The sequence below is a fragment of the Ruegeria sp. BB9 genome, assembly GCF_056539345.1.
In genome coordinates, this window is sequence record NZ_JBQFUU010000002.1 from 457095 (window position 1) to 477915 (window position 20821).

At 61.2% G+C, this 20821-nt stretch carries 20 protein-coding genes; 12 read left to right on the plus strand and 8 right to left on the minus strand.

Annotated elements, in window-relative coordinates:
* Positions 1–82 precede the first annotated feature (82 nt).
* Positions 83–322, plus strand: coding sequence for an HP1242/YdcH family protein (locus ACR0FC_RS09680; RefSeq protein WP_093964776.1), 240 nt, complete (start codon positions 83–85; stop codon positions 320–322).
* 46 nt (positions 323–368) lie between these two features.
* Here ACR0FC_RS09680 and ACR0FC_RS09685 read toward each other — a convergent pair whose 3' ends face one another.
* Positions 369–1769, minus strand: a complete 1401-nt coding sequence (locus tag ACR0FC_RS09685; RefSeq protein WP_093964777.1) for a helix-turn-helix domain-containing protein — start codon at positions 1767–1769, stop codon at positions 369–371.
* Positions 1770–1834: 65 nt separating this feature from the next.
* Complete coding sequence (locus ACR0FC_RS09690) at positions 1835–3040, minus strand: multidrug effflux MFS transporter (RefSeq protein WP_170340193.1); 1206 nt, start codon at positions 3038–3040, stop codon at positions 1835–1837.
* A 172-nt stretch (positions 3041–3212) separates the two neighbouring features.
* Here ACR0FC_RS09690 and ACR0FC_RS09695 point away from each other — a divergent pair, with 172 nt between their 5' ends.
* The 5 genes from ACR0FC_RS09695 to ACR0FC_RS09715 all read left to right on the plus strand — a co-directional run bounded on the left by ACR0FC_RS09695 (position 3213) and on the right by ACR0FC_RS09715 (position 8634).
* Complete coding sequence (locus ACR0FC_RS09695) at positions 3213–4745, plus strand: acyl-CoA carboxylase subunit beta (RefSeq protein ID WP_170340194.1); 1533 nt, start codon at positions 3213–3215, stop codon at positions 4743–4745.
* A gap of 70 nt (positions 4746–4815) precedes the next feature.
* The gene (locus ACR0FC_RS09700; RefSeq protein WP_170340196.1) at positions 4816–5301 is read left to right on the plus strand and encodes a DUF6497 family protein; all 486 of its coding nucleotides are present in this window, start codon (positions 4816–4818) and stop codon (positions 5299–5301) included.
* Positions 5302–5428: 127 nt separating this feature from the next.
* Positions 5429–5782: a hypothetical protein gene (locus ACR0FC_RS09705; protein WP_170340198.1), complete on the plus strand. Its 354-nt coding sequence runs from the start codon at positions 5429–5431 to the stop codon at positions 5780–5782.
* 485 nt (positions 5783–6267) lie between these two features.
* On the plus strand, positions 6268–6471 hold the full coding sequence (locus ACR0FC_RS09710) for a hypothetical protein (RefSeq protein WP_093964781.1): 204 nt from the start codon (positions 6268–6270) through the stop codon (positions 6469–6471).
* A gap of 117 nt (positions 6472–6588) precedes the next feature.
* Positions 6589–8634 carry an acetyl-CoA carboxylase biotin carboxylase subunit gene (locus tag ACR0FC_RS09715; RefSeq protein WP_170340200.1) on the plus strand — a complete coding sequence of 682 codons (2046 nt, stop codon included), beginning with the start codon at positions 6589–6591 and terminating at the stop codon, positions 8632–8634.
* A 115-nt stretch (positions 8635–8749) separates the two neighbouring features.
* On the opposite strand, the gene ACR0FC_RS09720 is transcribed toward ACR0FC_RS09715, so the two are convergent.
* Positions 8750–9187, minus strand: coding sequence for a DUF4174 domain-containing protein (locus ACR0FC_RS09720; protein ID WP_170340202.1), 438 nt, complete (start codon positions 9185–9187; stop codon positions 8750–8752).
* A gap of 144 nt (positions 9188–9331) precedes the next feature.
* On the opposite strand from ACR0FC_RS09720, the gene scpA reads away from it, so the two are divergent.
* The 6 genes from scpA (at position 9332) to ACR0FC_RS09750 (ending at position 14896) form a co-directional block, all read left to right on the plus strand.
* Positions 9332–11497 (plus strand): methylmalonyl-CoA mutase, encoded by a 2166-nt coding sequence (scpA, locus tag ACR0FC_RS09725; protein ID WP_170340204.1) that lies wholly within the window; start codon positions 9332–9334, stop codon positions 11495–11497.
* A gap of 156 nt (positions 11498–11653) precedes the next feature.
* A complete protein-coding gene (locus tag ACR0FC_RS09730) occupies positions 11654–12256 on the plus strand; it encodes a VOC family protein (RefSeq protein WP_170340205.1) in 603 nt (200 codons plus the stop codon).
* Positions 12253–12741: a GNAT family N-acetyltransferase gene (locus ACR0FC_RS09735; RefSeq protein ID WP_170340207.1), complete on the plus strand. Its 489-nt coding sequence runs from the start codon at positions 12253–12255 to the stop codon at positions 12739–12741. The genes ACR0FC_RS09730 and ACR0FC_RS09735 overlap by 4 nt, the downstream gene beginning before the upstream one ends.
* Before the next feature lie 45 nt (positions 12742–12786).
* The gene (locus ACR0FC_RS09740) at positions 12787–13467 is read left to right on the plus strand and encodes a molecular chaperone DjiA (RefSeq protein WP_170340209.1); all 681 of its coding nucleotides are present in this window, start codon (positions 12787–12789) and stop codon (positions 13465–13467) included.
* Between the two features lie 4 nt (positions 13468–13471).
* Positions 13472–14485, plus strand: coding sequence for an endonuclease/exonuclease/phosphatase family protein (locus tag ACR0FC_RS09745; protein ID WP_170340536.1), 1014 nt, complete (start codon positions 13472–13474; stop codon positions 14483–14485).
* 51 nt (positions 14486–14536) lie between these two features.
* Complete coding sequence (locus ACR0FC_RS09750; RefSeq protein WP_254432848.1) at positions 14537–14896, plus strand: hypothetical protein; 360 nt, start codon at positions 14537–14539, stop codon at positions 14894–14896.
* Between the two features lie 15 nt (positions 14897–14911).
* Here the strand turns inward: ACR0FC_RS09750 and ACR0FC_RS09755 are convergent, their stop codons facing one another.
* From ACR0FC_RS09755 to ACR0FC_RS09775, 5 genes are all read right to left on the minus strand, one after another.
* On the minus strand, positions 14912–16447 hold the full coding sequence (locus tag ACR0FC_RS09755) for a Ppx/GppA family phosphatase (protein WP_170340212.1): 1536 nt from the start codon (positions 16445–16447) through the stop codon (positions 14912–14914).
* Between the two features lie 49 nt (positions 16448–16496).
* The gene (locus tag ACR0FC_RS09760; protein WP_170340214.1) at positions 16497–17186 is read right to left on the minus strand and encodes an HdaA/DnaA family protein; all 690 of its coding nucleotides are present in this window, start codon (positions 17184–17186) and stop codon (positions 16497–16499) included.
* Positions 17187–18260, minus strand: coding sequence for an AI-2E family transporter (locus ACR0FC_RS09765; protein WP_170340216.1), 1074 nt, complete (start codon positions 18258–18260; stop codon positions 17187–17189).
* Between the two features lie 87 nt (positions 18261–18347).
* Positions 18348–19322, minus strand: a complete 975-nt coding sequence (locus ACR0FC_RS09770) for an isopenicillin N synthase family dioxygenase (RefSeq protein WP_170340218.1) — start codon at positions 19320–19322, stop codon at positions 18348–18350.
* Entirely contained in the window at positions 19322–20686 is a 1365-nt protein-coding gene (locus tag ACR0FC_RS09775; RefSeq protein WP_170340220.1) for an FAD-dependent oxidoreductase, read from the minus strand. The genes ACR0FC_RS09770 and ACR0FC_RS09775 overlap by 1 nt, the downstream gene beginning before the upstream one ends.
* Positions 20687–20821: the final 135 nt, after the last annotated feature.

The window sequence follows — 20821 nt, forward strand, 5'->3', positions numbered from 1 at the left end:
CTTTCAATTGATCCGAGTCAAAGTCAGCTTTGGTATTAGGGTCTAGCTGTAGTGCGAAACCAAACTGAAGGAGCGAGCAGGAATGTCCCATACCCCGCATGAACTGGCCGAGGAATTCCCGGACAAGGTTGAACTGATGAGCCAGCTCAAGCAGACCGATGCCCATTTCGCCCGGCTTGCGGACGAATATCACGAACTCAACCGTATGGTGCATCGGGCGGAAACCAATGTTGAGCCGATGGAAGACCTGGCCGAGGGCGAACTGCGCAAAAAGCGGGCCGCGCTCAAGGATCAGATCTGGTCGATCCTGAGCAAAGCGTGAACCAAAAAAGGGCGGGAACTGATCCTGCCCTTTTCCGTTTTTCAGCTCAGGTGACTTCGTAGGGCAGCGTGCCGCGCGTATGGGCGTCGATCTTCAGTCGGCGCTCCAGCGGTGGCACGGACCGTTGGTGGCAGGTCTGGCGTTCGCAGATGCGGCAGGAAATCCCGATCGGTTCGTAGGCGCTGGTGTTGTTGATGTCCAAATTGTCGGCATAGACCAGTGCTTCGGCGTGCCGGACCTCGCACCCGAGGGCGATGGCATAGCGGCGCACTGGCGCACCGAAGGACCCGCCAGACTTTGAAACGTCGCGCGCGATTGAGATATAACGAACCCCGTCGGGTGTTTCTGCCAATTGCAGCAGGAAATGACCAGGCGTTTCAAAGGCCCGGTGCACGTTCCAAAGCGGGCAGGCCCCGCCGAACCGCGCAAATTGCAGCCGTGTGGCCGAATGGCGTTTGGTGATCGTGCCCGCCTGATCGACCCGCACAAAGAAGAACGGGATGCCCTTGGCGCCCGGTCGCTGCAGCGTGGACAACCGGTGGGCGACTTGTTCGATCGAAGCGCCGAACCGGTTGCTCAGCAATTCAAGATCGTGCCGGTCTTCCTGCGCTGCTGACAGAAAGGCGGTGTAGGGCATCAGTGACGCGCCAGCGAAGTAGTTTGCGAGGCCGATCTTGGCGATCGAGCGGGCTTCGTCGCTTTGAAACTTGGCAAAGTCCAGCGTGGCCTCGAGCAGTTTGTCCTGGCTGATCAGCGCGACCTGCAGCAGCAGTTGAAACACTTGGGTCTGCGGCGCTGCGCGCGAAGACAGGCGCAATGTTTTTGTAGCGTTGTCATAGCTGCGCAGGGCCGGAATGTCTTCGAACATCACCTGAACCCCGCGTTCCTTCAGGCTGTCCAGTGCTGCCTGTCGGATGCCTCCCGGTCCTTCGGCGCGGGCGGCGAACCGTTCAGCGGCTCGATCGACCGCGTCAATGTAGTTGTCGCAATAGTGAAAGAAATCGCGAACCTCTTCCCACGGGCTGGCCTGGATGCGGGCATCCTCGCGTCCGAGGGCCTCGTCCAGCGAGGCGAGCCTCTCATGGGTCTGGCGGTAGGCTTTGTGCAGCTCGATGAAGGACCGCGCCAATGCGGGGGCATTGGACGCCGTTAGCCGCAGGTCCGCCAGAGGGGGGATGGCATCCGCGAAGACAGGATCGGCCAACGCCTCGCGCATGTCCGAGACCAGACGCTCGCTATCGCCGGTGCTCAGCTCGGTTACATCCATGCCGAATTCCTGCGCCAGCGCCAGAACAACCGTGGTCGAGATCGGCCGGTTGTTGTTCTCCATCTGGTTCAGATAGGGCAGGGAAACACCCAGCTTGGCGGCAAATTCCTTTTGCGTCAGCGTCAGACGCGTCCGCATTTCGCGCAGCTTTGCACCGGCGTAGAGTTTCTGAGTGGCCATCGGGTTTTCTTTGCAGTTATTCCGCCTGCGCAGGCTAACTTTGCAAAGTCCCGGGTGCAAGGTGGCTAGATGCCGAGTTGACGTTCCCGCCAGATCACGCTGCTGATCGCGACTATGGCCAGGACCGATGTGGCCAACATCAACCACAACAGCGGCATGGCGCCGGTTTCATTGGTCAGCATTGCACCGGCTAGGGCGCTGAGAGCTGCGCCGCCGCCCAGCATGATCGCGCCGCTTAGCCCGGATGCGGTCGCAGCCAGATGTGGTCGCACGGACAGCGATCCGGCGGTTGCATTCGGGATCGACATGCCGTTGCCCAAGCCGACGAATGTCATGAACCCGAAAAAGCTGAGCGCCGAGCCCCAACCCGCCAGAAACAGAACCGCGGACAACGCGACGCCGATTGCGTTCAGCCAGCAGCCCCAGCGCACCATCCGGTTGACGCCATAACGCACCGAGTACCGGCCGCTGATGAAGTTTCCGAAGAAGTAACCGACGGCAGGGGCGCCGAAATAGATTCCGACTTCGGCGGCGGTTAGGCCAAAGATCTCGGTGCCGATGAAAGGCGCGCCACCCAGATAGGCGAAGAACGCGCCAGACGACAACGCGGATGACAGCGAATACCCCCAGAATCGCGGAGAGGTCAGCAGTTCGGGATACTCCCGAAACTGTTGGATCAGGGTTTTGCCGCTCTTGGCCGAGGTTTCTCCGAAGTCATGATAGGTCAGCGCCAGCGCGAAGGCGGCCAGTCCGAAAGGCAGCCAGAAATTGGCCTTCCAGCCAAAGCTTTCCTCCAGAATACCCCCGATGGCCGGTCCGATCATCGGCACGACGGCCATGCCCATGGTGACATAACCGATCATGGATGCGGCCTGATCCTGGTCATACATGTCGCGCACCGCTGCGCGGCTGAGGACGATCCCCACGACGATAACGGCCTGCCCCATGCGAAAGGCAAGAAATGTCTCGACGTTTGGGGCGTAGATGCACCCCAGCGTTGCCAGCAGAAACAGCACCAGCCCCCACAGCAGCACCGGCCGCCGCCCGGCCTTGTCGGCGATCGGACCGATCAGGATCTGCAGAACGGCGTTGATCAGCAGATACAACGCAATCGACAGCTGCATGACCTTGTAGTCGGCCTCAAAATAGGCTGCCATGAAAGGCAGGCTGGGAAGGAACAGGTTCATGCTGAGCGCCGACAGTCCCGACAGCAGGACAAGCGTTAGCAGCTTGGGTGGAGAGCGGTGCGTAGACGTGGAACTGAACTGCATGGTTCACTCATAATTCCGGTATTCGGGAAAGGCCATGCCGATGCACAAACATTAACTGATTTGCAATTCTCAGAAATGTAATTGCCAAAAATTTGCAAATTTGCCGAAAAGGCCTTTGGGTGATGCGGAGCAATCTATATTGTCGCGACAAATTTGACAGGGGAAAATCGTGATGAAGGACATCCTTGCCGAGCTTGAGAACCGCCGTGAGGACGCGCGCCTGGGTGGCGGGCAAAAACGGATCGATGCGCAACATGCGCGGGGCAAGCTGACGGCGCGCGAGCGGATCGAGCTTCTGGTCGATGAGGGCAGCTTTGAAGAGTTCGACATGTTCGTGACCCATCGCTGCACCGATTTCGGCATGGAAAAACAGAAACCTGCGGGCGACGGTGTCGTGACCGGATGGGGCACGATCAACGGCCGCATGGTCTATGTGTTCAGCCAGGACTTTACCGTGTTTGGCGGATCTCTGTCGGAAACGCATGCGCAGAAGATCTGCAAGATCATGGATATGGCCATGCAAAACGGCGCGCCGGTGATCGGCATCAACGACTCGGGCGGGGCGCGAATCCAAGAAGGTGTCGCCTCGCTGGCGGGCTATGCTGAGGTGTTCCAGCGCAACATCATGGCCTCGGGCGTGGTGCCGCAGATCTCGGTGATCATGGGCCCCTGTGCCGGTGGCGCGGTCTACAGCCCGGCGATGACCGACTTCATCTTCATGGTCAAGGACACGTCGTACATGTTCGTGACCGGCCCCGACGTGGTGAAGACGGTCACCAACGAGGTCGTCACCGCCGAGGAACTGGGCGGTGCGTCGACCCATACCAAGAAGTCCAGTGTGGCTGATGGCGCATTCGAAAACGATGTCGAGGCGCTGGCCGAGGTGCGGCGGCTGGTCGACTTCCTGCCGCTCAACAACCGGGAAAAGCCGCCCGTGCGCCCGTTCTTTGACGAGCCGGGGCGGATCGAGACTTCTCTGGACACGCTGGTCCCGGAAAACCCCAACACCCCCTACGACATGAAGGAACTGATCACCAAGGTAGCCGATGAGGGTGATTTCTATGAAATCCAGGAGGATTTCGCGAAAAACATCATCACCGGCTTCATCCGGCTTGAGGGGCAGACCGTCGGCGTGGTGGCCAACCAGCCGATGGTTCTGGCGGGGTGTCTGGACATTGACAGCAGCCGCAAGGCCGCACGGTTTGTACGGTTCTGCGACTGTTTTGAGATTCCGATCCTGACCCTGGTGGACGTTCCCGGCTTTTTGCCCGGCACCAGCCAGGAATATGGCGGTGTCATCAAACATGGCGCCAAACTGTTGTTTGCCTATGGCGAAGCAACTGTGCCCAAGGTGACCGTGATCACTCGCAAGGCTTACGGCGGCGCCTATGACGTCATGGCGTCAAAGCACCTGCGCGGTGATTTCAACTATGCCTGGCCAACCGCCGAAATCGCGGTGATGGGCGCGAAGGGTGCAACCGAAATCATCCACCGCGCCGATCTGGGAGACCCGGATAAGATCGCGAAGCACACTCAGGACTATGAGGATCGGTTCGCCAACCCGTTTGTCGCGGCCGAACGCGGCTTCATCGACGAGGTGATCATGCCGCACTCGACGCGCCGCCGTGTGTCGCGGGCCTTTGCCAGCCTGCGCAACAAGCAGCTGAAGAACCCTTGGAAGAAACACGACAACATTCCGCTGTAATCCGCCGGGGCGCTTTGCCCCGGTTCGATCCACGAATGTTCCTGATTGACCGCTGACACAAAACCGTTTCATGATCCCAGCCACCAGATACGGAACAGCGCAGGAGATGATCCTGGCGCCTGCGACCCCGGAAGGAGGAGCCTGCCCGTGGCGGGTCCGGGGTCGCGATCTTGTTCTGGCTTTCATGTGTTTTGGATCGCCCGGTGTCGCGCAGGACGGGAACCTGTTGCCGGTTCCATCCGGCCAGCCGGTGACACTTGAGGACGTTCTGGTCGATACCAACCCGGGCGAACTCTGGCTGCGGTTTCGATTTGTCGCGCCCAAGATTGGCGATGAGGTGGGCGGTATCGGCTATGACGTGGCCGCGACCGACATGGAGCATCTGTGTCAGACACTGGCCATTCCTTATGTCGCGCACCATCAACTCAGCCCGGCGCGGGTCGTGATCTCGCTGTCCGACCGCCCGGTGGAATTCGGCAACTCGTCTCCGGATGCGACGCAGTATTTTGAAGCCTACCGGTTGGAGCAATCCGCATGTATCTGGGAGGGACTCTGAACATGATTTCCCGATCTCATGTCGTCGGAGCATTCCGAGAAACTGATGCGGCTTTGGAGATACGCATGACACATTCATCCCTGCGCGGGTGCCCGTCGCGGACCGGTTTTTTGAACGAGGTGCCGGCATGTTGAAGCACCGTGGCTTCCCCGGACGGCTGCCGGGAACCGATTTCCAGTTCACGATCCGCCGGGCAAACCCCAAGGGCGTGACGCCATTGACCCGCCGTGAACGCTTTCGGGACCGAAAAGCCGCTGACAAGCGTGCCGATACGGCATTCCTCGAAGCTCTGTGGGAGCATTTCGGTGATCAGCCGTTTGAACGCGGAAATCTGGACGCTGGCCGCCTCAGCTGGCTGTTTGGGCGCGAGGTCGTGCCTGCCGAGGATCCGTTCGATCCGGCCAGCTATGATGCGTTGCTGAAGATCGACTTTGAGACCGCGCGGCAATCCTTCCCCGATATCTTCGGTGGGGAGGCATAGTTCGGCATGAGCCTTCAGCCAAATATCATGGGTTCATCTGCTTGGAGCGCGATCCGGCGGCGACCGGATATGCGGTCCAGTCGGCGCCCAGTGATGGCTGAAGTCTGTGCCGGAACCCGTTGCAAACCGGGCTCTTTCGGCACGAACCTGCGCGCCGTTTCTGGGAATGGGCAATTTCCAGCCGGAATTTCCGGCGTTGCAATTGATCCGTTGGCGGCCGCATTTTTGCTGTGCAAGGTGAACGGGCCGTGCGGCTCGACTTTGCCTGCGCCGCACATGCACCTACTATTCCGTACCCCTTCCTTCCGCGGGCAGGACCGTGTTTCCAACACAGACCTGCCCGCGCTTTTCTTTGCCCGAACTGCGGAGCCAGGGCGGCAAAAACCTGCGCAAAGCCCTGTTTCACCCCGTTTGATATTGAATAACAAAGCCCGATTCAGGCATTTGCTGTTCAATTCGACAAGAAACCAAAAGGGGCAGTATACATGCGAATCTCACGAGTTTTCCTTGCGCTCGCAACCTGCGGCGGGTTGGCAGCCTGCGGTGATTCAACCGGGGAACAGGCGCTGCTCGGCGGCGGTGTCGGGGCTGTCGGGGCTGCGGTTCTCAGCGCGGACCCGATCCTTGGGGCTGCGGTCGGTGCGGCCGGCAACGTGCTGTATTGCAAGACGCAAAACAACTGTAACTGATACCGGTTTTCCGGGGCGCGCGCCGTCCCGGCCATCATTTGACGGAACGCCGTTGCGGGGCATCAGCCCGGCAGCGGCGTTTTCGTTTGTCCAGAACACAAAGACAGAGGACGTTCCATGTTCAACAAGATCCTGATCGCCAACCGAGGCGAGATTGCCTGTCGGGTCATTAAGACCGCTCGGAAAATGGGAATCGGCACTGTCGCCATCTACTCGGATGCCGACAAGCACGCGTTGCATGTGGAAATGGCCGACGAGGCGGTTCACATCGGCCCCCCGCCGGCGAACCAGTCCTACATCGTGATCGACAAGGTGATGGACGCCATCCGCCAGACGGGCGCGCAGGCGGTGCATCCGGGCTATGGCTTCCTGTCCGAAAACGCGAAATTCGCCGAAGCGCTTGAGGCCGAAGGCGTCGTGTTCGTGGGCCCCCCGAAAGGGGCGATCGAAGCCATGGGTGACAAGATCACCTCGAAGAAGATCGCGCAGGAGGCCGATGTCAGCACCGTTCCCGGATACATGGGCCTGATCGAGGATGCGGACGAGGCGGTGAAGATCAGCCAGCAGATCGGCTATCCGGTGATGATCAAGGCCAGCGCCGGCGGGGGCGGCAAAGGCATGCGCATCGCCTGGAACGACGAGGAGGCGCGCGAGGGTTTTCAAAGCTCGAAGAACGAGGCAGCGAATTCGTTCGGGGATGACCGGATCTTCATCGAGAAATTCGTGACGCAACCGCGCCACATCGAGATTCAGGTTCTGTGCGACACGCATGGCAACGGCATCTACCTGGGCGAGCGGGAATGCTCGATCCAGCGCCGCAACCAGAAAGTGGTGGAAGAGGCCCCGTCGCCCTTCCTCGACGAGGCGACCCGCCGCGCGATGGGCGAACAGGCCGTGGCGCTGGCCAAGGCCGTGGGCTATGCCAGCGCGGGCACGGTGGAATTCATCGTGGATGGCGACAAGAATTTCTACTTCCTGGAAATGAACACCCGCCTCCAGGTGGAACACCCGGTGACCGAGCTGATCACCGGTGTCGATCTGGTCGAACAGATGATCCGCGTCGCCGCAGGCGAGCCGCTGTCGATCACCCAGGACGACGTAAAGCTGACCGGCTGGGCGATCGAGAACCGGCTGTATGCCGAGGATCCTTATCGCAACTTCCTGCCCTCAATCGGGCGGCTGACCCGCTATCGTCCGCCGCAGGAGGTGGCCGCGGGGCCGCTGCTGGAAAACGGCAAATGGCAGGGCGATGCGCCTAGTGGCGAGACAGCCGTGCGCAACGATACAGGCGTCTATGAAGGCGGCGAGATCAGCATGTACTACGACCCGATGATCGCCAAGCTGTGCACCTGGGCGCCGACCCGCGAACAGGCGATCGAAGCGATGCGCGTGGCGCTGGACAGTTTCGAGGTCGAAGGCATCGGCCACAACCTGCCGTTCCTGTCGGCGGTGATGGATCATCCGAAATTCGTCAGTGGTGATATGACCACCGCCTTCATCGCCGAGGAATATCCCGATGGGTTCAACGGTGTCGAACTGCCCGAAGGCGACCTGCGCCGCATCGCGGCCTCGTGTGCGGCGATGCACAGGGTGGCCGAGATCCGCCGCACCCGTGTGTCGGGCCGGATGGACAATCACGAGCGAAAAGTCGGCAAGCGTTGGGTGGTCACGCTGCAGGGGCAGGAATATACGGTGCAGGTGAATGCAGACCGCGACGGTGCCACGGTCAAGTTCGAGGACGGCGCCGCCCTGCGCGTCAGCTCGGACTGGACGCCAGGTGACCAGTTGGCGGTTCTGGACGTGGACGGCAGCCCGCTTGTGCTGAAGGTCGGCAAGATCTCGGGCGGGTTCCGCATCCGTAACCGGGGGGCGGACCTGAAGGTGCATGTGCGCCGGCCGCGCGCTGCCGAACTGGCCAAGCTGATGCCCGAGAAACTGCCGCCAGACACCTCGAAGATGCTGCTGTGCCCGATGCCGGGCCTGATCGTGAAGATCGATGTCGAGGTCGGCCAAGAGGTGCAGGAAGGTCAGGCGCTGTGCACGGTCGAGGCGATGAAGATGGAGAACATCCTGCGCGCCGAGCGCCGAGGCGTTGTCTCCAAGATCAACGCCGGTCCGGGCGACAGCCTGGCCGTCGATGACGTGATCATGGAGTTCGAATAACGCCCATGTGTGCCTGCCCGGAAAATGTGGGTTTTGCCCGTTCGGCCGCCATCTGCACCTTCGGTGCGGATGAGGCGGGCGTGGCAGACCCCCTCCGCCGGGCGGATTGCGGTCGTCAGCGCCGCTCGCGGACTTCGCGCTCGCGCAGGGGGGTCTTGTCGATGGAGCGGCTGATCTCGCGCACGCTCCACGGCGTGGGTTTGCGCAGTTTCACCACCCCGTCCTTGTCGACGAAGACCATCGCGAACCCGCGCGGGCGCAGTTGCGTCCGGATCGGGGAGCGCGCCGAAGGGTCGGTGTCGGTCAGAACGATGACGTCCCGGTCACGCATCATGTCTTCGCCCTCCAGCAACATGTCGATCTGCTGCTGGAATCTGGGGTCGGCTGGCGTATCGGCGAACACCACTATGGGGCGGTGTGTCCACAGAAACTCGTTCAGATCGCTGTCTCCGGCTGGCCGGATATACGCGGTTTCATCCGAGGCCGCACCGTCGGCGGCGACGGCGGCCACAGGCAAAAAAGCTGACAAAACAAGGGCAAGCGTGCGGGTCATGTGGTCTCCTGTTCCTTTGAATATAGACCCAGTTGCCGCGAATGCGACCGGCGAAATGCGTGCGACTATCAAAAAAATGAATGATCGGATCTGCCGTGCGTCTGGTCGGCCCCTTCATACACATACCCAGCCCCTCGGCGTGCCATGCGGGCCCGCGACGGGAACAGACAAGAGGATTACGCTATGACCAACACGAAGGATTGGCGCGCCCTGGCCGAAAAGGAGCTGCGTGGGCGCTCTGTCGAAGACCTCTCCAAGACGACGCTGGAGGGGATCGAGGTCAAGCCGCTGTACACGCAGGACGACATCGAGAACCTGCCGCATATCGGGTCGTTGCCCGGCTTCGGGCCTTTCACACGCGGTGTGAAGGCCACGATGTATGCAGGGCGTCCGTGGACCATCCGCCAATATGCAGGTTTTTCCACTGCCGAAGAATCGAATGCCTTCTACCGCCGCAACCTTGCGGCCGGTCAGCAGGGCGTTTCGGTGGCTTTCGATCTGGCCACGCACCGCGGCTATGACAGCGACCACCCGCGCGTGGTGGGCGATGTGGGCAAGGCCGGGGTGGCCATCGACAGCGTCGAGGACATGAAGATCCTGTTCGACGGCATTCCGCTAGATCAGGTCTCGGTCTCGATGACGATGAACGGCGCGGTGATTCCGATCCTGGCCAATTTCATCGTCACCGGCGAAGAGCAGGGCCACGACAAATCGGTTCTTGCGGGTACCATTCAGAACGACATTCTGAAGGAATTCATGGTCCGCAACACCTATATCTACCCGCCTGAGCCTTCCATGCGGATCATCTCGGACATCATCGAATATACCTCGAACGAGATGCCCAAGTTCAACTCGATCTCGATCTCGGGCTACCACATGCAAGAGGCCGGGGCGAACCTGGTGCAGGAACTGGCCTATACTCTGGCCGACGGGCGCGAATATGTGCGCGCAGCCATCGACGCGGGAATGGACGTGGACAAGTTCGCTGGCCGTCTGTCGTTCTTCTTTGCCATCGGCATGAACTTTTTCATGGAGATCGCCAAGCTGCGCGCCGCGCGTACGCTGTGGCACCGGGTGATGACCGAATTCGGGGCCAAGTCGGACCGCTCGAAGATGCTGCGCACCCACTGCCAGACTTCGGGCGTGTCGTTGCAGGAACAGGACCCCTACAACAACGTGATCCGCACGGCATATGAGGCAATGAGCGCGGTGCTGGGCGGTACACAGTCGCTGCATACCAACGCGCTGGACGAGGCGATTGCTCTGCCCACCGATTTCTCGGCCCGCATTGCCCGGAATACACAGTTGGTATTGCAGGAAGAAACCGGCGTTACCGATGTGGTCGATCCGTTGGCTGGCTCCTACTATGTGGAAAGCCTGACCAATGAACTGGTCGAAAAAGCCTGGGCCCTGATGGAAGAGGTCGAGGAGATGGGCGGCATGACCAAGGCCGTGGCCAGCGGCATGCCCAAGCTACGGATCGAGGAAAGCGCCGCGCGCCGTCAGGCCATGATCGACCGCGGCGAAGAGGTGATCGTCGGGGTCAACAAGTACCGCAAGGAAAAGGAAGACCCGATCGAAATCCTCGAGGTCGACAACCAGGCTGTCCGCGAGGCGCAGATCGCCCGGCTGGAGCGTATCCGCGCGACCCGGGACGAGGCATCCTGTCAGGCTGCGCTGGACCAACTGACCCGGCGCGCGAAAGAGGGGGGCAACCTGCTGGAAGCCGCCGTCGAGGCCGCGCGTGCCCGCGCAACCGTAGGAGAGATCAGCATGGCAATGGAAAAGGAATTCGGCCGTCATCGGGCCGAAGTGAAAACGCTGGCTGGTGTCTATGGCGCAGCTTACGAAGGTGACGAGGGCTTTGCCGCCATCCAGAAATCGATCGAGGAATTTGCCGAGGAAGAGGGCCGCCGCCCGCGTCTTCTGGTGGTGAAGATGGGTCAGGACGGCCACGACCGCGGGGCCAAGGTGATCGCCACCGCCTTCGCCGACATCGGTTTCGACGTGGACGTCGGCCCGCTGTTCCAGACCCCGGCCGAGGCCGCGCAGGACGCGATCGACAATGACGTGCATGTGGTTGGCATTTCCAGCCAGGCGGCGGGCCACAAGACGCTGGCACCGCAATTGGTGGAAGAACTGAAGAAGGCTGGCGCCGAGGATATCATCGTGATCTGTGGTGGCGTCATCCCCCAGCAGGATTATCAGTTCCTGTACGATCACGGGGTCAAGGCCATCTTCGGGCCGGGGACCAACATCCCCGAGGCGGCGCAGGACATTCTGCGCCTGATCCGCGAGGCGCGCGCCTGAACTGTGACTTTGGGGGGCTTTCTGTCCCCTTGTGCGCGATGCCTGCAGCCTCGGGCATCGCTCGCGGGGATGTTTGGTGTCAGATGAAGTGCCCAAGTCAGGCTTTTCATGGTATCCGACGGCATGAGGTCGGTTTTGGACGCTGGAGGCACAAATATGGAGCTTGATCATCTGGCGGTGGCCGCGTCGACTTTGGACGAGGCGGTCGCGCATGTAGAGCAGGCCTTGGGTATTCCGATGGTGCCCGGTGGCAAACATGGAAAATTCGGCACCTACAACAAGCTTCTGGGCCTAGACGAGGGCCTGTATCTTGAAGCGATCGCAATTGACCCGGACGCCGCCGATCCTGGGCGGCCACGTTGGTTTGATCTTGATCGTTTCTCGGGGCCGCCGAGGCTCAGCAACTGGGTCTGCCAGGTTTCGGATCTGCAGGCCTATGTCGATGGATTCTCAATCGACATAGGCGATATCCATGAACTTGATCGTGGTGCCTTGCGGTGGAGGATGGCGGTGCCGGGATCGGGGCGTTTGCCGTTCGACAACCTGTTTCCCGCCTTAATTCAATGGCAAGGTGACTTGCATCCGGCTGGCATGCTGCGGGCCAGTGGCTGCCACCTGCGGCGGCTGGTGGTCTTTCACCCGGACGCGCTGGATTTGGCGCAATTGCTCGGCCCGCTCGACAGGGTAGTTTTTGATTCCGGGCCTGCGGCTCTGCGGGCTGAATTTGAAACGCCGCACGGACCGCGGGTACTGGAATGATCATTCGCCCGGCTCTGCCCCGGGATGCGGCTGAAATTGCGGAGATCACCAATTCGATCATCCGCGAGACGCTGATCACGTTTACCACGACCGAGCGAAGCCCCGAAGAAATCGCGCGGGATATCGACGAGCGAGGGCTGGCGTTCCAAGTTGCCGAGCTTGACGGCCGTGTCGTGGGATATGCGACTTACGGCGGTTTTCGCTCGGGTCCCGGATATGCGCACAGCCGGGAACACACCATCCTGCTGGCTTCTGAAGGCCGGGGGCGGGGCGCGGGTCGCGCGCTGATCCGAACCTTGGAGGAGGTGGCGCGATCGCAAGGCGTGCATGTTCTGGTCGCTGGAATCTCGGCCGAGAACCCGGGCGCGATTTCCTTTCATGCGGCGGTCGGTTTTGAGGCGGTCGGCCGAATGCCGGAAGTTGGTCATAAATGGGGGCGTTGGCTGGATCTTGTGCTGATGCAGAAAATTCTGGCTCCGGAATGAATGGTCGCACCTGACAGTCCGTACTCGGCGCGCTAGTGTGCGCCCATGTCGATCTGGTCCCGCATATCCGAAGCGCTGAGCGCGCTTGCCAAAGGTGAAAGCCTGACGGCTGTTTTTGAAAAGCTGCGCACGCCGCCCGAACGCTCGGTGGCCTTCGCGATTGCTGTCATCGCTTTGGGCGCAAAGATGGCCAAGGCGGACGGGCAGGTGACCCGCGACGAGGTGACCGCGTTTCGCGAGGTGTTTCGCATTCCGCCGGAGGAAGAGGCCGGCGCGGCGCGCGTGTTCAACATGGCCCGGACGGATGTGGCCGGGTATCAGGAATACGCACGCAAGATCGCGCGCATGTTCGCCGAAGACAGCACCACCCTGTGCGACCTCATGGAGGGGCTGTTTCACATCGCCATGGCGGACGGGTTCTATCATCCCAACGAAAACGAGTTTCTGGAGGATGTGGCGCGGATTTTCGGCCAGACTGATGCACAGTTCAAAGCCCTGCGTGCGCGCTTCGTTCCAGATGCGCCCAAGGATCCTTACACCGTTCTGGGCGTGACCCCTGACACTCCGCTACCCGAGATCCGAAAAATCTGGCGCAGGCTTGTACGTGATACACATCCCGATGCGATGATGGCCCGGGGTGTTCCCGAAGAAGCAATTCGCCTTGCCGAGAAAAAGATGATCGACATCAACCGCGCCTGGGATGAAATCAACGGCGCGCGGGTCTGAGGCGATGCGTCTGGCGACCTACAATATCGAATGGTTCGCCAATTTGTTCGACCGCAATGATGAACTGGTTGTCGATGACAGCTGGTCGGGGCGGCACAATGTCACCAAGGCTCAGCAGATCGAGGCCATTGCGACGGTGCTGACGGCCGTCGACGCCGACGCCATGCTGATCGTCGAGGCGCCGAATACGGGCAAATCGCAAAACACGGTGCGCGCCTTGCAGCATTTCGCCGAGACGTTCGATCTGCGTACATCCAATGCGATCATGGGTTTCGCCAACGATACGCATCAGGAACTGGCACTCTTGTATGATCCCGATGCCTTGACCGCCCGGCACGACCCAAAAGGAGTGCAAGATGGCGGCCACGACCCCGACGATCTTCCACGCTTTGACCGCGAGTTTCGGATCGACCTGGACATTGACGCGACCGAGGATCTGGTGCGGTTTTCAAAACCCCCCATGGAACTGGCGGTCCGCACCCGGGCCGGGTTCGAGTTCCGGTTGATCGGTGCACATCTGAAGTCCAAGGCGCCGCACGGAGCCCAATCACGCGACGAAGCCTTGCGCATCTCTATCGCGAACCGACGCAAGCAGTTGGCTCAGGCCGTCTGGCTGTCGCGCCGTGTGCGCGCGCACACAGCCGCTGCTGAACCGGTGATCTTGCTGGGAGACTTGAATGACGGGCCGGGATTGGATGAATTCGAACATCTTTTCGGGCGGTCATCGGTGGAAATCCTTCTGGAAACCGGCCTGTACGATCCGCATCCCGCACAGGCACTTCGACCTCGGCCGGGTTGGATCCCATCGACCGCGCGCTTTGCCCGCCCGAAGGAAGGCCAATATCTGGAGGCGCTGCTGGACTACATCATGATCAGCGAGGATCTGAGGGTCCGCAATCCGGTCTGGCGCATTTGGCACCCGTTCCGGGACGAGCACTGCTGGACGGTGCCGGAATTGCGCGATGCCTTGGTCACGGCCTCTGATCATTTCCCGGTGACGCTGGACATCGACATCTGACCCTTTCAACAACTGATCGCGCCCCTTATATTTCAGGTCATGAAACGATTGATGCTGATAGGTGCCACGGCCCTTTTTGCCGCGCCGGCCGCGGCCCAGGACGAAGGCGGTAAGTCCCTGATGGAGCAGGGGGCCGAACTGTTCTTCGAGGGCCTGCGAAAGGAAATGGAGCCCGCCCTTGAGGACCTTCTGGGGCTTGCCGAGGAATTCGGCCCGGCCATGCAGTCCTTTATCGAGGAGATGGGCCCGGCCCTTGCCGAGATCGGCGGCAAGGTCAAGGATTGGAGCGCCTATGAGGCGCCCGAGATGCTGCCCAATGGCGACATTATCATCCGCAGGAAACCGGACGTTCCCGACCAGCCCGACGAGGTTGCCCCCAAAGAGGACGACGAAGGCGCAACGGATATCTAATAGTCCAGATCAGCCCTAGATTTTGACGATCGGGCGTGATTTCAGCGCGTTCGCCAGTGACTCGAACCTTGCCTCGGCCACTTCGTTGAACAAGGGGCTGAGCGATTTGGGCAGATAAAACTCCAGTTCGCGTTTCTTGGGGTAGAACCGCAACTTTCCGGTGGCCGCGTCGTTCTGCATCCAGAGCATTGCGCCAAAACGCATGGCCTTTCCCAGAATCTCGGCCTGCTTCTGGTCGCGCTCGTCCAGCAGTTCGTACAGAGGGGCGAACCGGTTGCCCTCTCGCTTGTTCCGGTACCGATGCTGCAGGGCAAGTCCGATGAAGACACGTTCCGAGTGTTTCAGGCCGCCCAGGTTGGCGCGAGTCACATTGTCGAAACAGACCTCGGCCCGATAATCGGGGTGGGCGCGCCAGCTGACATCGTGCAGCAGGCAGGCCGCCTTGATCAGCCGAACTCGGGCCGGAGGGGCGGACCGGAACAGCGGCATCACGAAATCATAAAGATGCGGCCCGAAACCTGGCAGGCGAGCGTCCTTTTGTTCCGAGAACCGGCAGGCCTCGATCAAAGGGTCGCAATCCCGCAGAATCTGGGGCATCTGCTCGTACAACAGGCCCTCGCGGATACCATAGCTGGATATTGCGATGTCTTTGGGTTTGAAGGTGCGGATCAGCCGCGACAGCACGTCCATGGCGTAGGGAATCAGGGCCATCCGCGAGCTTGAGACCCCGGCCTGAGAGCGCAGGTGTTCGTGGTCGCCCTTTTCGATGAACTTGATCGTTTCGCGCACCTGCTTGGTGGTCATGCGGTATTCGTGCAGCACGTTCAGCGGATATCCGCGGCGCAGCATGTCCAACCTTGCAAAGGCTCGCCAGCTTCCGCCGACCAGGAACAGTCGGTCGCGCTGCGGCCCCATCTGGTCACGCAGCGCCTCGAGTGTTTCCTTGATGTGGGCCTTGCGGGCGCGGCGTCCGCCCTTGATATCCCGGAGTTTGAGCGGCCCCAGAGACGAGGACACGCACCGTCCGACCGATCCGCCGCCGATCTCTGCCAGCTCCATGGACGAACCACCGATGTCGCAGATCAGGCCGTAGGCGCCGGGCCAGCCCAGCAGGACACCCTGTGCCGACAATCGGGCCTCTTCCTCGCCGTCGATGACCGAGATATGCAGCCCTGTCTCGGCCAGAACCTCCTGACAGAACTCCGGACCGTCTTCCGCCTCGCGCACGGCGGCGGTGGCCACAACGTGCAGTCCGGGAAGGCCAAGATCGCGGGACAGGTGCTCAAAGCGCCGCAGCGCCGCCAGCGCACGTACGCGACCGCGCGGGTTCAGCCTGCCGGTTTCCGACAGCCCGGCGCCAAGCTCGCACATGACTTTTTCGTTGTAGAAATATGCGGGAGACCGGGCCGCGCCGTCAAAGATAACCATCCGGACCGAGTTCGACCCGACATCCACCACGCCAACGCGCGAGAGATCGCGGATTCCCGGATGGTCGAACAGCGGTTTTCCGAATGGTCCCCAGTCCGGGATCCTTGCAGCGCTCTGTTCCATGATCTCCCCAACGTTGCCTCGCGCAGGATGCGAAATCGGACCCCACGGGTCAATCACCGGAAACCGCCGTGTCGATTTCGTTGTTCAGAACGCGCACGGCCAAGGTCCGTGTGATCTCGCGCTTTTCGGCCAGAGCGACCTGATCCAGTTGGGCCACCACGTCGGCTGCGGTTTCAAACCGGCGATCCATGTGCTTGACGAGGTAGGCGATGACGTCCGGCCCCGGGTTCAACTGTCGGTCGACGAACAGCTTGGCCAGAACCGCGCACAGCAAGGCATCATCGGGCGGATCAAGCGCCACATGATGGGCCCCCTCGACCCGGCTTTGCAGATCGGCCAGCGGAAGTTCCCAATATTTGGGAGCAAGGCGCCCGGTCATCAGCAAGGCATGCCCCTCGGCCAGAACCAGATTGTGCAGGTGAAACAAGGTTTTCTGCTGGTCTATATCCCCGGCGATCATGGGGATGTCCTCGACCGCCACGGGACCTTGCGCAAGTGCGGGAACATCTTCGTGTTTCAGATCAGCGGCCTGCACGATACGCCCGCCTGTCTCGGCGGCCCAGACATGCGCAAGATGGGTTTTACCTGATCCGGCCGGGCCGCTCAGGACCAGCTTATTGCCCGGCCATGAATTGGCCGAGATCATTGCGACGGCCAGCGCATTCGCGGGGGATACGAAGAAATCCTCGCGCCCCAGCGCCGTCATCGCCGGAAGATCAAAGCTCAGCTGTTTGGCCATTCACTCGTTTTCCGGATCCAGCTCGTCACGCCCCGTGTACAGGCGACTTGTCAGATATTGCGAAGTTCCGAAACGTGCAAGCACGCCCAAGGCCGCAGCGACCGGAACAGCGATCAGCATGCCGACAAACCCGAACAGCGCGCCAAAGACGGACAAGGCCAGAAGCAACCAGACCGGGTGAAGCCCGACCGAGTCACCAACCAGCTTGGGGGTCAGGAAATTGCCTTCGACGACCTGGCCGATGGCGAATATCCCGGCCACCAGGCCGATCGAAGCCCAGTCACCCCAGAATTGGAACAGCGCCAGGCCGATAGCCAGCGTACCGCCGATCAAAGCGCCCAGATAGGGAATGAAGGTGACCAACCCGGCGATGAAACCGACCACCAGGCCGAATTGAAGGCCGACGATCATCAAGGCAACGGCGTAGTAAGTACCCAGGATAAGGCAAACCGTACCCATGCCGCGCACGAACGAGGCAAGCACAGCGTCAATATCTGCCGCCAGTTTGCGGATCGTCGGCGCATGGTCCCGGGGCAGTAAATCGTTGATCCGGGCGATCATCCGGTCCCAATCCAGCAAAAGGTAGACGGCCACTACGGGAACAATCACCAAAAGGACCACGATGTTCACCGCTGACCCGACCGAGGCCATGACCGTTTCGAGGATGTCGCCTGTTTTGCCCTTCAGCGTGTCGCCCATTGAAAGAAGGAACTGGTGGGTGTTCGATTCCCGGTCCAGCAGCGACGGGAATTGCCGCTCGACGAAGGCTCGCAATTCCTGGAACAGGCTGGGCAGTACGTCCACCAGATCGATCAGCTGAGTGATCAGGGCCGGAACCACCATCAGGATCATCAAGGCAAAGGCAAGAATGCTGAAGACGGTAATGATCGCCGTCGCAGCCGCGCGAGAAAGCCCCATGTTCTCCAGCCTGTCGGCTACGGGATCCAGGAAATAAGCCACTGCGCCGCCGATCACGAATGGCAGCAGAACGTCGCCCAGCAGCCACAACAGCAATATGAATATCGCAGCGGCGATGCCCCAATATCTGAATTGATCCCGAACCGGCAACGCCATCGCGGCCTCCTGACTGCGTCGTTGCCCCTGTTCTTGGCTGATGAAGGCCCGCGATGCAAGCGGTTCATGGATCAGTGTTTTTGTGTCTCAGTCGTGCAGAGTGCCCAGTTCCGGCGTGTCTTCAGCGGCGGTCTCGTCGGACCAGTTGGTGCGCCAGATCTCGGCGGACCAGTGACCGCAATGCACAGACGGGCGGTCAAATCCCGGCAGCGGCGGCAGCAGCGGAGAAACCACAACGTCGTGCCGTGGTACCGCGAAATAGGGAAAGGAGTAGCGCTCCTTTCCGGATCGGTTGACCACGCGGTGCGGGGTCGATTTCAGGCGACCACCGGACCAGAGCTCGAGCATGTCCCCGATGTTGACGACAAACCCACCGTTCGGGCAGTCGGGAGTGATCCAGCCGCCACCCCGCGTCTGGACCTCCAGCCCACCCACCGGGTCGGGGGCGATGATGGTCAACGCGTCAGTGTCTTTGTGGGGGTGGATGCCATAACCGCCTTCTTCGGGGGCCTGCGGCGGGTAGTGCAGCAAAGTCATGTTGGTCAACGGGTCGCAGAAGGCATTCCGCAGGCTGCCCGCAGGCAGTTCCAGCCCGGCCTCCAACGCGCCCAGCAAGCTGTCGGCCACCTGATCCAATCGCGCCCAGTATTCAAGGATGATGTCCTGCGAATCCGGTACTTCTGCGGGCCAGAGGTTGGGTCCGTACAGCGCGCAATCCCGGCGGATGGGCGCATCCTTGGCCACTTCGTTGTGCAGCTTGTAGCCCTCATACTTGTCCGCATGTCCCGACCCGTCATTGGGCGTGAAGAACCCCATCGGGATATATCCGCGATAGTTCTCGCGGGTGATCGCCTGCTGCCATTTGCTGGCTTCGTCCACGTCGAAGATTGCGCGAACGCAAATCCGGACCCTTTCTACAAGCTCTGGCGGGATGCCGGTGCCGGTGATCGAAAGGAAACCTATCCCGGTGCACGTATCCATGACCTGCTGGACGATTTTCCCGCGGTCAGGGTGGTTCTCCTGCATCAAAGGCGCAATGCCGATCGTCGGGATGCGTTCCATCAGTGGATCCTCACGCCCTGTCTGTCCAATTCGGAATGAACCGGGGTCAGGTTCAATTCGGACAGCTCCTGATTGCTTTTGAGTGCGATGGCGGCCGCGATGCCGGCCCCTTGGCCCATCACAGCGCAGCAGGCCATGTTGCGTGTCGCCGCGTGGGCGATGCGGTCGGCCCCGTGAGACCGGCCAGCCACAAGCAGCCCACGCACCCCCTCGGGCAGCATCGAACGGTAGGGTACCTGCATGTAGCGCCCGGTGGTGGGCAGGATCAGGACGCCGTAACCGTCGATGAACTCGGGGTAGATCCCGATCGTGTCCTCGAACCGGCCCTGATGGCGCACGTCGTCTTCGGTCATGTTGTAGACCGCGTCGATCTTGCGGGTGTCACGGATGCCGATGGTCATGCCGAAGTTGCGCAGCCGTGCGTTTTCGCATCCGGGCATGAACCGGCGCAGAGCGTCAATCGCCAGCATGGTCTGGCGGCGGCCCTCGATCTCGCCCCTGGTCAGGCTGTCCGGGTCTGTTCCGTCGATCCCGGCCAAGTGGATCAGGTTCATGTAGGTCAGCTCGCCCGTGTCGTGCATTGCACCCCAGGTGCCCGCGATGGTGTTGAGATGCGCCGGGATCAGGCCCTGGTCGATGGCTTGCTGGAACGGCTTGTAGACGAAGGGCGAAAACATGTCGTCCTCTTTGCCGCTGGTTTCGATGTTCCATTCGCCGCCGCCGCCCCAGTCCTTGTAGGTCTGCGGGTCGGCCTTTACGCCCTCCATGAAGGCGCGCTTGTCGACCCCGGCCAGGTGGAACATGACCGAGGCCGCCATCATCTTTTCCGGCTCGGTCTTGCGGGTCGGGGCGCCGGCACGGTGGGCCACGTCGGCATCGCCGGTGGCGTCGATCACGATACGGGCAACGATCGCCTCGCGCCCCGCCTTCGACTCGGTGATCACACCGGTGATCCGGTCGCCGTCCATGATTGGGGCCACGAACTGGCGATGCAGCATCGGGCGGACACCGGCCTCTTCCACCAACCGGTCAGCCACCAGCTTGAACCCCTCACTGTCCAACTCGTAGCTCAGCGATTGGCTTTCCGGGACCGCCGCGCCCATCTCCTTGGCGCGTTGCTCGAACTCCCATCCGATGCCGCCGGCCTCGATGGTCTTGTCGTGTCGGTACCAGGCAAAGCCCTCGACACCGACGGCGGTGATATTGCCGCCCATGCAGCCGAAACGGTCCAGCAGAGCGACTTCGGCCCCGGCGCGCGCGGCCGCAAGCGCAGCGGCCAGCCCTGCCGGGCCAGAGCCCACCACCAGTACGTCAGTCTTGTGCACCACGGGGATGTCTCGGGCGGGTTCGCGGATGGTCTGCATTGGGGCCTCGTCTTCAGAAGTTTTCCCACTGTTTCGAGACCTGATTGGCGGGTCAATCAAAATTCCGACTGACCTGAGGTCGCAAATCCGCCATTGCCCGATTGCCCCCGGCGGGGCTTTCGCATAATCACGTGG